Consider the following 14573-nt stretch of genomic DNA (forward strand, 5'->3'; position numbering starts at 1 on the left):
CAGGAGGTTTTTATGAGCAAAGTAACGGACATTGTCGAAGAACTCGTTACTCCTATCATTCAAGATATGAAACTTGATCTCGTCGATATTGAATATGTTAAAGAAGGAAAAAATTGGTTTCTTCGCGTATTTATAGATAAAGAAAATGGGATTGATATCGAAGAATGCGGGATTGTAAGTGAGCGTTTAGGGGAAAAATTGGATGAACTCGACCCAATCCCTAATAACTATTTTCTTGAAGTATCTTCTCCGGGTGCAGAACGTCCTTTAAAAAAAGAAAAGGATTTCAAACAAGCAGTTGGGAAAAACGTCAATATCAGTACTTACGAGCAAATCGATGGCGAAAAACAATTCGAAGGAAAACTACTCGATTTTGATGGTCAAACATTAAAACTTGAAATGAAAATTAAAACAAGGACAAAAGAAGTAGAAATTCCGTACGAAAAAGTGGCAAAAGCTCGTTTAGCTATTTTATTTTAATTTTAGGCTTTTTTAAAGCTCAGTGTTGATAATTTATTGACGCCACATTAATTGGAGCAAAAATTACAAAATGGAGTAGTCATTGACTGCCCGCTGTTCTAACCAGTACTTACAAGGTAGAACAGATAACTATAACTCGTGAAGTTTCTATTATTTTTGAGGGGGATGACATTTCCATGAGCACAGAATTATTAGATGCTCTTATTATTTTAGAAAAAGAGAAAGGGATTTCTCGTGATGTAATCATAGATGCAATTGAAGCAGCATTAGTATCTGCATATCGAAGAAATTTTAATCAAGCGCAAAATGTGCGGACAGACTTGAATTTAGAAAATGGAACAATGAGAGTTTTTGCTAGAAAAGATGTTGTCGATGAGGTTTTTGATTCCCGACTTGAAATATCACTAGAGGATGCTGTGAAAATTAATCCTGCTTATGAAGTGGGAGATGTTGTTGAAATTGAAGTAACACCAAAAGATTTTGGACGTATCGCCGCTCAAACTGCAAAGCAAGTCGTCACACAACGTGTTCGTGAAGCAGAAAGAGGAATCATCTATTCAGAATTTATCGATCGTGAAGATGACATTATGACGGGAATTGTCCAAAGACAAGATCCTCGCTTCATCTATGTCAATCTAGGGAAAATTGAGGCATTACTCGCACAAAGTGAACAAATGCCAAATGAATCCTATCGTCCACATGATCGGATAAAAGTTTATATAACCAAGGTGGAAAAAACAACAAAAGGACCACAAATTTTTGTTTCCCGTACACATCCTGGTTTATTAAAACGATTATTTGAAATAGAAGTACCTGAAATATACGATGGTACAGTTGAAATTCGCTCTGTAGCACGAGAAGCTGGAGATCGTTCTAAAATTTCAGTTTATACTGATCGCCCAGAAGTTGACCCAGTTGGTGCATGTGTTGGTCCTAAAGGTACAAGAGTTCAAGCAATTGTAAATGAACTAAAAGGTGAAAAAATTGATATCGTTGAATGGTCAGATAACCCTGTAACCTTTGTGGCTAACGCATTAAGTCCTTCAAAAGTTTTAGATGTTATCGTTGATGAAGAAGAAAAATCGACTACGGTGATTGTACCTGATTATCAATTATCTCTTGCTATCGGGAAACGTGGACAAAACGCTAGACTAGCTGCAAAACTTACCGGATGGAAAATTGACATAAAAAGTGAATCAGAAGCACGTGAGTTAGGAATTTATCCTCGTGAGGATTCTGCTTTAATTACAAGTGATGATCAAGAAGATCATTTCGAAATGCTTGAAGATGATTTCGAATAGGGGTGACATGAAAATGGCTACTCAAAAGAAAATTCCATTAAGGAAATGTGTTGCTACGGGTGAAATGAAACCTAAAAAAGAAATGATTAGGATCGTTCGATCAAAGGATGGAGAAGTATCTATTGACCCAAAAGGAAAAAAATCCGGGCGAGGTGCCTATCTGTCCAAGGATAAAGATGCAATTCTACAAGCTAAGAAAAAAAACATATTAGCAAATCATTTAGAAACTTCTATTGATGAATCCATTTATGATGAACTTTTAAGGTTCATTGAAAGGGAGAATCTATAGATATATGACCGAATCAAAGGCATTATCATTACTTGGCTTAGCGAATCGCGCACGTAAAGTTATTTCTGGAGAAGAATTAGTAATTAAAGAAGTAAAAAATGGTCGTGCGAAACTCGTGTTACTTTCCATGGATGCATCAGAAAATACAACGAAAAAAGTGCAGGATAAATGTCGTTTTTACCGCATACCAATTTATTGGATCAGTAATAGAGAAATCCTCGGGACTGCAATTGGAAAAGAATCAAGAGTTGTCGTAGCAATAACGGATCTGGGCTTTGCGAAGAAATTAGAAATCTTGCTCGGTGAATCATAAGGTGGGGGTGAACATATGAGTAAAATTCGAATTTATGAGTACGCAAAAAAACAAAATGTTTCTAGTAAAGACATTATTTCGAAACTTAAAGAATTAAACATTGAAGTCAATAATCATATGTCTACGATAGATGGGGATACTATTAGTAAATTAGATAAGATGTTTAATCATCATGATAAACAGGTGAAATCTAATTCTATGAACAATCAATCACAGAACAAGCAACAAACAAATAAAAAAAATAGTCAAAAAGAAATGGAAGTTGAAGAGAGCCTCGTGAAAGATACTACACAACAAAAACATAAAACGAATGAATCTAAGCCAAACAATAAAAATAACGCACCTAGGGACAATAAAGGTTCTAATAATAATAAAAAGCATAAAAACAATAATAAAAATAAAAATAAACAACGGCCACAACAACAACAACAAGTACCGCCGAAGAAAAAAGAACTTCCAAGTAAAATCACATTTAGCGGTTCATTAACAGTTGCCGAACTTGCGAAAAAATTACACAGAGAACCATCAGAATTAATTAAAAAGCTTTTCATGCTTGGTGTTGTTGCAACGATTAATAATGAACTTGACAAGGATTCTATTGAACTTATCGCCACAGATTATGGCGTAGAAGTTGAAGAAGAAATACAAATTGATACAACCGATCTTGAAGTGTATTTTACTGAAGATACAGAAGAGAATCTTAAAGAACGTCCATCAGTCGTTACGATAATGGGACATGTTGACCACGGAAAAACAACAACATTGGATTCTATTCGTAATACGAAAGTAACTGCTGGCGAAGCCGGTGGTATTACACAACATATTGGTGCTTATCAAGTAGAAGTAAATGGCAAAAAAATTACATTCCTAGATACACCAGGGCATGCTGCTTTTACAACGATGAGAGCTCGTGGGGCACAAATTACAGATATTACAATTTTAGTTGTGGCTGCCGATGATGGTGTAATGCCACAAACGATTGAAGCAATAAATCATGCTAAAGCTGCGAATGTTCCTATCATTGTTGCAGTTAACAAAATGGATAAACCTTCTGCAAATCCTGATCGTGTCATGCAAGAATTAACTGAGCATGGGCTTGTTCCTGAAGATTGGGGCGGCGATACAATTTTTGTACCAATTTCTGCGAAAAATGGAGAAGGTATTGATAATTTGCTTGAAATGATTCTATTAGTAAGTGAAGTGGAAGAATATAAAGCGAACCCGAACCGAAATGCAATTGGTACAGTAATTGAAGCACAATTAGACAAAGGACGCGGCTCAGTTGCTACGTTGTTAGTTCAAAATGGTACATTACGTGTCGGTGACCCAATCGTTGTCGGACATACTTTTGGCCGAGTTCGTGCAATGGTAAACGATTTAGGTCGTCGCGTGAAAGAAGCTGGCCCATCAACTCCAGTAGAAATTACAGGATTAAATGATGTACCACAAGCGGGAGATCGCTTCGTCGTATTTGATGATGAAAAAACAGCACGTCAAGTTGGAGAATTACGCGCACAGCAAGCCGTATTAGCACAACGAAATGAAACTGCCCGCGTAAGTCTAGATACATTATTCGAACAAATGAAACAAGGCGAAATGAAAGACATTAATATTATTATTAAAGCAGATGTACAAGGATCTGTTGAGGCGCTCGCAGCATCATTACAAAAAATTGATGTAGAAGGAGTAAATGTTAGAATCATTCATACTGCTGTTGGTGGTATTAATGAATCAGATATCTCCCTTGCTGCAGCTTCAAACGCAATTGTTATCGGTTTTAATGTACGCCCTGATGTTAATGCAAAGCGTGCTGCAGAAGCAGAAAATGTTGATATACGATTACATCGGATTATTTATAAAGTAATTGAAGAAATTGAGTCTGCAATGAAAGGTATGCTTGATCCGGAATTCTATGAAAAAATTATCGGTCAAGCAGAAGTTCGTCAAACATTCAAAGTATCGAAGGTTGGTACGATTGCCGGAAGTTATGTTACTGATGGAAAAATTACTCGTGACAGCGGTATCCGAATTATCCGAAATAATGTAGTCGTTTTTGAAGGAGAAATTGATACATTAAAACGTTTTAAGGATGATGCAAAAGAAGTAAGTCAAGGTTATGAATGCGGGATTACTATTAAAAACTACAATGATTTAAAAGAAGGAGACATCATTGAAGCGTTTGTGATGGAAGAAGTCGAGCGTTCATGATTGGATATGTGGAATGTGAGTTCCGCATTTATGAAGCAGGTTCTTTGAAGGAAAAAAGAGCAGTCCTTCAAAGAGTCATCACCAGACTAAAACAGAAATTTAATGTTTCAGTTTCTGAAATTGGACATCAAGATTTGTGGCAACGAACCAAAATTGCCATTGTCACTGTTGCATCGATCCAGTCAGCTGCTGAAAGAGAAATTGAAAATGCAATAAAATTTTTAGATTCCTTTCCTGAGTGGGAAAGACTAGAAACCATTTATGAATGGTTGTAATGTGAGGTGTTATGTATGAGCCTACGTGCAAATCGTGTCGGAGAGCAAATGAAAAAAGAACTTAGCGACATTATCGGCCGAAAAATAAAGGATCCACGTATTGGCTTTGTTACCGTAACAGATGTTCAGGTAACAGGTGATCTCCAACAAGCTACAGTATATATTACTGTTCTCGGAGGGGATAAACAAAAAGAAGGAACACTCCTTGCTCTTGAAAAAGCAAAAGGATTCATTCGTTCTGAAGTTGGACATCGAATTCGCTTAAGAAAAACTCCGGAACTTTCATTTGCATTTGATGAATCGATTGAGTATGGAAATCGAATTGAAACCATTATTAAAGAAATAAACACAGATAAATAGACAAAAAAGGATAGACAATTTTGTCTATCCTTTTTTCAAGACTTTATTTAAAAAGGAGTATTCATATGGATGGAATCCTTCCTTTATGGAAACCAAAAGGAATGACGTCACATGATTGTGTATTTAAAATAAGAAAAATGTTGAAAATGAAAAAGGTTGGACATACAGGAACTCTAGATCCTGATGTAACGGGTGTTCTCCCTATTTGTTTAGGAAAGGCAACAAAAGTTGCTGAATACATAACGAATGCTGGAAAAGAATACGAAGGCGAAGTTACGCTTGGATATTCAACGACAACCGAGGATGCCAGTGGTGAAAAAGTTGACGAAGTTCCAATTTGTAAAACGATCAATCGGAATCAAATTTTAGACGTGCTTCAATCATTTCGTGGTGAAATTTCGCAAACCCCACCGATGTATTCTGCAGTTAAAGTGAACGGGAAAAGATTGTATGAATACGCAAGAAAAGGGATAGAGGTTGAACGTCCAACAAGAGTCGTAACTATATATGAAATAGAATTACTAGATGATCGAAAAGTTTTTTCGGGAAATACGATTTCTTTTCGGTTTCGGGTAAAATGCAGCAAGGGAACATATATAAGAACATTAGCAGTGTCAATAGGAGAAAAATTAGGATTCCCGGCGCATATGTCTGATCTTACAAGAACATCGTCAGGTTCGTTTACAAAAGAAAATTGTTTAACCTTTTCAGATATTGAAACCCGCCTAAGTGAAAATACATTAAAAGATGTAATCTTTCCTTTAGACAGAGGAGTTTCTCATTTGCCGAAATACGTGATAAATGATACATTAGCAGAGAAAGTGAATAATGGTGCGGTTTTGGAAAAAGAAGAATGGTGGACATTTGGAGAAGAGGAAGTTGTTTTTATTCATCAAAATCAAGTGAAAGCGATCTACAAAATTCATCCTGAAAAGCCGCATTTAATAAAGCCTGTTAAAGTTCTTAATAATTGATCTAATAGAAAGAAATAGGTGAGAAAATTGAAAGTAATCACAATACATCATCCACATTCATTCAACAAGCAGGATTTTCCTCCCCTAGTTATGGCACTTGGGTATTTTGATGGCATTCACTTAGGACATCAAAAAGTCATTAATTTGGCGAAGGAAATTGCTGAACAAAATCAATGGAAAAGTGCGGTAATGACATTTGATCCGCATCCTTCTGTTGTGTTAAGTCAAAATAATAAACAAGTTGAGCTAATCACTCCTATTGAAGATAAGAAGAAACTCATTGAAAGAATGGGAATTGATTATTTATTTATTGTTCAGTTTACATCTAATTTTGCTAATCTTTCTCCTGAAGAATATGTAAAACAATATATTATCGGATTAAATGTCCATCATGTAGTCGCCGGTTTTGATTTTTCATACGGGAAATTTGGTAAAGGAACAATGGAAACTTTGCCAATTCATTCAGAAGGAAAATTCACCTATACGACAGTAGAAAAACTTGCGATTAACCGACAATCGGGAGATGAGAAAGTGAGTTCCAGTTTAACTAGGGAATTATTAGCAGAAGGAGATATGACGGAAGTTCGTCGCATTTTAGGAAGATTTTACACGACAAATGGGATCGTAATTCATGGAGAAAAGCGCGGCAGACAGATCGGTTTTCCAACTGCCAACATCAAACTATCCAATGAATATATTATCCCGAAAACAGGCGTTTATGCTGTTAAAATTAAAATTGATGGAAATTGGTATCACGGGGTCTGTAATGTAGGATTTAAGCCCACTTTCAAAAGTATCGATGAATATTCCCTATCAATTGAAGTACATATTATTGACTTTGATCAATCCATTTACGGTGAAGAAGTTTCAATCGAATGGCATTTAAGAATTAGAGATGAACAGAAATTTGCTGGAATCGATCAATTAAAACTTCAGATTGCAAAAGATAAACAAAATACCATTAATTACTTTGAAAAAAATAGAAATTAGACTTGTTTTTTTAGACAAAAAGTAGTATTATATTACAGTGTAATGAACCGTTGCTTGGCAAGTCGAGTCACCGACGCTTGCTCAGTAATTGGGGATTATTTATTTTTAGGAGGTGAAAAGGATGGCAATTGCTCAAGAACGCAAAAACGAAATCATCAATCAATTCAAAGTTCATGAAACTGATACTGGATCACCAGAAGTTCAAATTGCAATCCTAACAGAGGATATTAATAATTTGAATGAACATTTACGTGTACACAAAAAAGATCACCATTCACGTCGCGGTCTTTTGAAAATGGTTGGTAAACGTCGTAACTTACTAACTTACTTACGTAATAAAGATGTTCAACGTTACCGTGAGCTAATTAACAAATTAGGCTTACGTCGTTAATTTATATCGAATTAACAAAAGAAGCGGGATTTATCCCGCTTTTTTATTATCATGATAACTCCCAAAAAGTTACGATAAACTTTTAAGTTATTTTGATTACAATACATATTAAGCGATGACATAAAAAGATTCAATAATGTTTTGTTCAAATGACTAAGAAATTAATCATGCTTTTAAAGTCCCTAAACGGTGATTTAAAAGTAGAAAGGAGTTTTTATATGGAACATGAGAAACAAGTATTTACTTTAGATTGGGCCGGCCGTGAACTTACGGTAGAAATTGGTCAATTAGCTAAACAAGCAAACGGAGCAGTTTTAGTACGCTATGGAGATACAGCCGTTTTAAGTACTGCAACGGCTTCGAAAGAACCTAAATCAGTTGATTTTTTTCCGTTAACTGTAAATTATGAAGAGCGTCTTTATGCAGTAGGAAAGATACCTGGAGGATTTATTAAAAGGGAAGGGAGACCAAGCGAAAAGGCAATTTTAGCAAGCCGCTTAATTGACCGCCCAATTCGTCCGTTATTTGCTGATGGATTCAGAAATGAAGTTCAAGTAGTAAGCATTGTTATGAGTGTGGATCAAGACTGCCCTTCTGAAATGGCCGCAATGTTCGGATCATCACTTTCATTATCCGTCTCAGATATTCCATTTGAAGGACCAATTGCTGGAGTAATAGTCGGTCGAATTGATAATAAATTTATCATTAATCCTACAGTATCACAAATGGAAAAAAGCGATATGCACTTAACTGTAGCCGGAACTAAAGATGCAATCAATATGGTTGAAGCAGGAGCGAATGAAGTTCCTGAAGAAATAATGTTAGAAGCAATTATGTTTGGTCATGAAGAAATCAAAAGATTAATTCAATTCCAAGAAGAGATTGTTTCAAAAATTGGAAAAGAAAAAATGGAAGTCACATTATACGAAATTGACGAAGAATTAGAATCAGAAGTTCGTACGATGTGTGAAGAAGATTTAATTAAAGCCATTCAAGTACAAGAAAAGCATGCGAGAGAAGAAGCTATTCAAGAGGTAAAAGATCAAGTAATTGCTAAATTTGAAGAACGTGAAGAATTAGCAGAAGATACAATTAAGCAAGTAAAACAAATTTTAAATAAATTAGTAAAAGGTGAAGTACGCCGTTTAATTACCGAGGAAAAAGTTCGTCCAGATGGAAGAAAAATCGATGAAATTCGTCCTTTATCTTCAGAGGTTGGCTTATTATCAAGAACACATGGATCTGGTTTATTCACACGTGGACAAACGCAAGCATTAAGCATTTGTACTCTTGGCGCATTAGGTGATGTTCAAATACTGGATGGGCTCGGAATCGAAGAGTCAAAACGCTTCATGCATCATTATAATTTTCCGCAATTTAGCGTAGGTGAAACAGGACCTATGAGAGGACCTGGTCGCCGTGAAATTGGACATGGTGCACTTGGCGAACGGGCGCTTGAACCGGTTATTCCGAATGAACAACAATTTCCTTATACGATTCGACTAGTTTCGGAAGTTTTAGAATCCAACGGTTCCACTTCTCAAGCAAGTATTTGTGCCAGTACACTAGCAATGATGGATGCAGGGGTACCAATTAAAGCACCGGTTGCGGGAATTGCAATGGGCTTAGTTAAATCTGGTGAACATTATACAATTTTAACGGATATCCAAGGCATGGAAGATCATTTAGGCGATATGGATTTTAAAGTTGCCGGTACTTCTAAAGGTGTAACAGCACTGCAAATGGATATTAAAATTGAAGGTCTTTCCAGACAAATTTTAGAAGAAGCATTACAACAAGCTAAACAAGGCCGGATGCAAATATTAAATCATATGATGTCGACAATTTCTAATCCACGTGAATCGTTGTCTGCATTTGCACCAAAAATTTTAACAATGACGATTAATCCTGATAAGATAAGAGACGTTATCGGACCAAGTGGAAAACAAATAAACAAAATCATTGAAGAAACTGGCGTTAAAATTGATATTGAGCAAGATGGTACAGTGTTCATTTCTTCAACGGATGAAGAAATGAATAAAAAAGCGAAGAAAATTATAGAAGATATTGTCCGAGAAGTTGAAGTAGGACAAATTTACTTAGGAAAAGTAAAACGGATTGAAAAATTCGGCGCTTTTGTCGAAATTTTTAGTGGTAAAGATGGACTTGTTCATATATCAGAAATTGCTGAAGAAAGAGTCCGTAAAGTAGAGGATGTATTAAAAATTGGCGATGAAGTCCTAGTCAAAGTTCTCGAAATTGATAACCAAGGGCGAGTAAATCTTTCAAGAAAATCGGTTTTAAAAGAGCAAAAGGAAAAAAATGAAAATAACTAGTAAAGTCAGGAAACCCTGGCTTTTTTTATGGTTCATTAATCTTTAGAGTAAATAAAATACTAATAAGTATTGTGTTCTACCTTGTCCTTCTTTTTCATATTTTTAAAAAGAAGGGGGATATTAAGGTGAAGAATAAATTAAAACACTTGATAGGTTTTGCTCTGATTGCTATTCTTACTTTGTCGATCATTAATAATCCATTATCAAAAAGCTATCTTACCCAATTAACAGATGCAGAAAACATTCCAACTAAACAAAATGATTTATATGATTATATTGTTCGGGTAGCTAAAAACTATTCGATTAAACCACAAGATGCTGTGAATGATAGAGTATGGAAAGCAACTCCCGGTTATAATGGTGTTGAAGTGGATATTAAAGCTTCCTACGATAATATGAAAAAAGATGGTAAATTCGATGAAAATAAATTAGTCTATAAACAAATTTCACCTAAAGTACATATAAAGGATTTACCTCCCTCTCCAATATATCGAGGAAATCCTGATAAACCAATGGTGAGTTTTCTCATTAATGTTGCGTGGGGAAATGAATTTCTGCAACCTATGTTAAAAACATTAAAAGATAATAATATTCATGCCACTTTTTTTCTAGAAGGAAGATGGGTGAAAGAAAATCCGGAATTAGCGAAAATGATTGTTGATTCGGGTCATGAAGTGGGAAATCACTCGTACACACATCCGGATATGAAGGTTCTTTCTGCAGATCGGATTCGTGAACAATTAATCAGCACAAATCAGGTTATTAAAGCAACCACTGGTAAACAAGTTAGATTATTTGCTCCGCCTAGCGGAAGTTATCGTGATGAAGTAGTGAAAATTGCTCATTCAATGAATTTACAAACAATCATGTGGAGTGTAGATACAGTTGATTGGCAAAAACCTTCTCCTGATACAATCGTCACCCGTGTAATGTCCAAAATTCATCCCGGTGCACTTATTCTTATGCACCCAACGGATTCAACAGAAAAATCATTGCAACGTTTGATAACTGAAATAAAAAAGAAGCAACTGAGAATTGGAACTGTATCAAAATTATTGGATGAAGAACGGATTATTAAAATGAATGATGGAAAACTAAAAAAAGATTAATGAAAAAAGCCTAATGGTGAACATACACCCACCAAGTTTAGGAGGATTCAAATTGATTAAGAAATATACATGTCAAAACGGACTAAGAATTGTGCACGAAGAGATCCCAACTGTTCGGTCAGTTGCAATAGGCATTTGGATAGGAACAGGCTCAAGAAATGAGGATCGTAAAAATAACGGTATCTCCCACTTCTTGGAGCATATGTTCTTTAAAGGCACGAAAACAAAAACAGCTAAGGAAATTGCGGAAGCATTCGATTCAATAGGTGGACAAGTAAATGCATTTACTTCAAAAGAGTACACGTGCTATTATGCTAAGGTTTTAGATAACCATGCACAATTTGCTCTTGACACACTTTCAGATATGTTTTTCAATTCCACTTTTGTTGAGGAAGAACTTAAAAAAGAAAAAAATGTTGTGTATGAAGAAATAAAAATGTATGAAGATACTCCTGATGATATTGTTCATGATCTTCTTAGCAAAGCAGTCTATGAAAATCACCCTTTAGGATATCCGATTCTTGGTACAGAGGATACGTTAGAAACATTTTCTGGTCAGACTTTAAATGAATATATGCATGATATGTATACACCTGATCGAGTGGTTATCTCTATCGCTGGAAATGTTAAAGATTCTTTTATTAAGCAAGTGGAATCGCTATTTGGATCATACAATGGTGGAAACCACACGAGTGAAGAGAATGTTCCAACTTTTCATTTGAATAATATAGTAAGAAAAAAAGATACAGAACAGGCACATCTTTGCTTAGGTTTTGAAGGTTTGCCAATAGGTCATAAGGAAATTTACGATTTAATTGTATTAAATAATATATTAGGCGGAAGCATGTCTTCAAGACTATTTCAAGAAGTAAGAGAACAACGAGGATTAGCATACTCTGTATTTTCCTATCACTCCTCATTTAAAGATTCCGGAATAGTCACGATCTATGCCGGTACCGGTGCGAAACAATTAGATCACTTGTATGAAACGATTCAATCGACATTAGACCATTTAAAGGATACCGGAGTAACATCTAAAGAGGTTCAAAATTGTAAAGAACAGTTAAAAGGAAATTTAATGCTTAGTCTCGAAAGCACAAACAGCAGAATGAGTAGAAACGGGAAAAACGAATTACTATTAGGAAAACACCGCACACTCGATGAAATAGTTGAAATGATCGATGAAGTCTCAATTGATCATGTAAACAATCTATCGAAAAAAGTTTTTACCCCTCATTTCTCTGTTTCTTTAGTAAGCCCGGACGGAAAATTGCCAAAAGGTATACAATAATAAGTGAAAGTCCTCGTCATTTGATGACGGGGACTTTTTGTTTTTGCTGTCCAGCTCCAGCGCCTATCGACTAGAAAACTTCAGGACTTTTCCCTACGATAAGTCAACATCGATTCGCCTTGCATCACCCGCGTTTCCTTTATCTCAGTCAAAGTCCCGTAAGTCTTTTACGTCGATGGGCAAGGCGCTTTTCGCTTTTCTTAATTGCTCGTTCTAAAAAAGACTGACAAGCGATACATTGATAATAGCAGTTGTTATAAGGAGGGTCATGAGTATGCGATTAAGTGAATTAAGTGGAAAAGAAATCGTCGATTTCAAAAAAGCGGAAAGATTAGGCGTACTAGGACACACTGATTTAGAATTCAATGAAAAGTCGGGACAAATCCAATCTTTAATCATACCAACCGGAAAATGGATGAGAAAGCAAACAAATGAAATAAGGGTTCCATGGCAACAAATTCGAACGATTGGTTCAGATATGATTATTTTGGAAGTACCTGAAAATAATTACTAACATATTGTTCATTTAAGGATTGGCGATTAGCCAATCTTTTTTAATTTTATCAACAAATCACAGATTTCTAGGTAAATACATAAGATGTGTAAGTGATAAGCGTAATCATCATAAAGAAGGTGACGATATGATGTTGACAGGATTGCAAATAGCTGTAATTGGCGGTGATGCGCGTCAACTTGAAGTAATTCGCAAATTAGCAGAATTAGATGCAAGACTATCATTAATTGGTTTTGAACAATTAGATCATGTGTATTCAGGCGTATACAAAGAAAAATTAAGCGAAGTAAATTTTCATGAAATTGATGCGATAATTTTACCTGTAACTGGAACAAACCTTGAAGGACAGGTAGATACCATTTTTTCAAATGAAGAAGTGAGATTAACGGAAGAAATTATCTTAAAAACACCCTCTTATTGCACGATTTATTCAGGAATCAGCAATCCATATTTAGATAGTATTACACAAAAAGCCAATCGAAAATTAGTCAAACTTTTTGAACGAAATGATGTTGCTATATATAATTCAATCCCTACTGTTGAAGGAACAATTATGATGGCAATTCAACATACCGAATTTACGATACATGGATCAACTGTAGCCATTCTTGGTCTAGGAAGAGTTGGCATGAGTGTTGCAAGAGCATTTCATCATTTAGGAGCGAAAGTAAAGGTAGGTGCAAGAAAAACTGAACATATTGCACGTATTGAAGAAATGGCTCTTAAACCATTTCATTTAAAAGAGTTAGATTTGGAAGTGAAGGATATTGATATATGTATTAATACTGTTCCGCAATTAATTGTGAATGCCGCAGTTATTCAAAAAATGCCAACACATACGTTGATTATTGATTTGGCATCTAAACCGGGTGGGACAGATTTTCGCTACGCAGAAAAACGTGGAATTAAAGCATTATTAGCACCAAGTTTGCCAGGCATCGTTGCACCAAAAACCGCAGGGCAAATACTTGGTAACGTATTAACTCAGCTAATTGATGAAGATGTAATAAAAAGAAAGGGGAATGAACAATGAGCTTAGAGGGGAAACGAATTGGTTTTGGATTAACAGGATCCCATTGCACATATGATGCAGTTTTTCCAGAAATAGAGAAATTAGTTGAAGTAGGGGCAGAGGTTGTACCGATCGTAACGTTTACTGTTAAAAATACAGAAACGAGATTCGGAAAAGGTGAAGACTGGATTGAAAAAATTGAATCAGTCACAGGAAGAAAGGTAATTGATTCAATCGTTGAGGCAGAGCCACTTGGACCCAAATATCCTTTAGACTGTATGGTCATTTCACCATTAACAGGAAATTCAATGAGCAAATTAGCGAACGCATTAACAGATTCTCCCGTTCTAATGGCCGCAAAGGCAACGATTAGAAATCAAAAACCAGTAGTTTTAGGAATATCAACAAATGATGCACTGGGCTTGAATGGGGTAAATCTTATGAGATTAATGGCAACGAAACATATTTACTTTATTCCATATGGGCAAGATGACCCGATAAAGAAACCCAATTCAATGGTAGCAAGAATGTCCTCCTTACAAGATACAGTTAAAGCTGCACTGGAAGGACGACAACTCCAGCCTGTTATCGTCGAAAGATTTCGGGATGAATAAACTTACGAACCAGGTACAACTAAAGGCGTACCTGGTTCTTATGAATATAGACGTCAGAAAAAATCCTTTACTAAAATAATAGAAAAAAGTATAGCGCCGACCATATATATGATAAA

16 protein-coding genes are annotated in these 14573 nt (G+C 35.6%); all 16 read left to right on the forward strand.

Annotation, left to right across the window (positions count from 1 at the left end; translation table 11 throughout):
- Positions 1-12 precede the first annotated feature (12 nt).
- The 16 genes from rimP to dpaB all read left to right on the forward strand — a co-directional run bounded on the left by rimP (position 13) and on the right by dpaB (position 14457).
- Positions 13-480 (forward strand): ribosome maturation factor RimP, encoded by a 468-nt coding sequence (gene rimP, locus MKY81_RS13335; RefSeq protein ID WP_066233149.1) that lies wholly within the window; start codon positions 13-15, stop codon positions 478-480.
- Between the two features lie 176 nt (positions 481-656).
- A complete protein-coding gene (gene nusA, locus MKY81_RS13340; protein ID WP_066233152.1) occupies positions 657-1781 on the forward strand; it encodes a transcription termination factor NusA in 1125 nt (374 codons plus the stop codon).
- A 13-nt stretch (positions 1782-1794) separates the two neighbouring features.
- Positions 1795-2070, forward strand: a complete 276-nt coding sequence (gene rnpM / locus MKY81_RS13345; protein WP_066233155.1) for an RNase P modulator RnpM — start codon at positions 1795-1797, stop codon at positions 2068-2070.
- 4 nt (positions 2071-2074) lie between these two features.
- Positions 2075-2383 (forward strand): YlxQ family RNA-binding protein, encoded by a 309-nt coding sequence (locus tag MKY81_RS13350; protein WP_066233159.1) that lies wholly within the window; start codon positions 2075-2077, stop codon positions 2381-2383.
- 15 nt (positions 2384-2398) lie between these two features.
- A complete protein-coding gene (gene infB / locus MKY81_RS13355) occupies positions 2399-4591 on the forward strand; it encodes a translation initiation factor IF-2 (RefSeq protein ID WP_066233162.1) in 2193 nt (730 codons plus the stop codon).
- Positions 4588-4866 carry a DUF503 domain-containing protein gene (locus MKY81_RS13360; protein WP_066233164.1) on the forward strand — a complete coding sequence of 93 codons (279 nt, stop codon included), beginning with the start codon at positions 4588-4590 and terminating at the stop codon, positions 4864-4866. Before infB ends, MKY81_RS13360 begins: the two co-directional genes overlap by 4 nt.
- 15 nt (positions 4867-4881) lie before the next feature.
- The gene (rbfA, locus tag MKY81_RS13365; RefSeq protein WP_066233168.1) at positions 4882-5226 is read left to right on the forward strand and encodes a 30S ribosome-binding factor RbfA; all 345 of its coding nucleotides are present in this window, start codon (positions 4882-4884) and stop codon (positions 5224-5226) included.
- A gap of 65 nt (positions 5227-5291) precedes the next feature.
- Positions 5292-6200, forward strand: a complete 909-nt coding sequence (truB, locus tag MKY81_RS13370) for a tRNA pseudouridine(55) synthase TruB (RefSeq protein ID WP_066233170.1) — start codon at positions 5292-5294, stop codon at positions 6198-6200.
- A 27-nt stretch (positions 6201-6227) separates the two neighbouring features.
- Positions 6228-7190 carry a bifunctional riboflavin kinase/FAD synthetase gene (ribF, locus tag MKY81_RS13375; protein ID WP_066233173.1) on the forward strand — a complete coding sequence of 321 codons (963 nt, stop codon included), beginning with the start codon at positions 6228-6230 and terminating at the stop codon, positions 7188-7190.
- Positions 7191-7311: 121 nt separating this feature from the next.
- The gene (gene rpsO, locus MKY81_RS13380; protein WP_066233176.1) at positions 7312-7581 is read left to right on the forward strand and encodes a 30S ribosomal protein S15; all 270 of its coding nucleotides are present in this window, start codon (positions 7312-7314) and stop codon (positions 7579-7581) included.
- 218 nt (positions 7582-7799) lie between these two features.
- Positions 7800-9917 carry a polyribonucleotide nucleotidyltransferase gene (gene pnp, locus MKY81_RS13385; RefSeq protein WP_066233179.1) on the forward strand — a complete coding sequence of 706 codons (2118 nt, stop codon included), beginning with the start codon at positions 7800-7802 and terminating at the stop codon, positions 9915-9917.
- A 125-nt stretch (positions 9918-10042) separates the two neighbouring features.
- On the forward strand, positions 10043-11026 hold the full coding sequence (locus tag MKY81_RS13390; RefSeq protein ID WP_066233181.1) for a polysaccharide deacetylase family protein: 984 nt from the start codon (positions 10043-10045) through the stop codon (positions 11024-11026).
- Positions 11027-11039: 13 nt separating this feature from the next.
- Positions 11040-12317, forward strand: a complete 1278-nt coding sequence (locus tag MKY81_RS13395; RefSeq protein ID WP_181294259.1) for a M16 family metallopeptidase — start codon at positions 11040-11042, stop codon at positions 12315-12317.
- A gap of 274 nt (positions 12318-12591) precedes the next feature.
- Entirely contained in the window at positions 12592-12831 is a 240-nt protein-coding gene (locus MKY81_RS13400) for a YlmC/YmxH family sporulation protein (protein ID WP_202776730.1), read from the forward strand.
- 130 nt (positions 12832-12961) lie between these two features.
- Entirely contained in the window at positions 12962-13864 is a 903-nt protein-coding gene (gene dpaA, locus MKY81_RS13405) for a dipicolinic acid synthetase subunit A (RefSeq protein ID WP_108070615.1), read from the forward strand.
- Complete coding sequence (gene dpaB / locus MKY81_RS13410) at positions 13861-14457, forward strand: dipicolinate synthase subunit B (protein WP_066233188.1); 597 nt, start codon at positions 13861-13863, stop codon at positions 14455-14457. The genes dpaA and dpaB overlap by 4 nt, the downstream gene beginning before the upstream one ends.
- The last annotated feature ends 116 nt before the right edge of the window (positions 14458-14573 follow it).

This window comes from Heyndrickxia sp. FSL W8-0423 (genome assembly GCF_038009395.1).
Taxonomy (GTDB): domain Bacteria; phylum Bacillota; class Bacilli; order Bacillales; family Bacillaceae_C; genus Heyndrickxia; species Heyndrickxia sporothermodurans.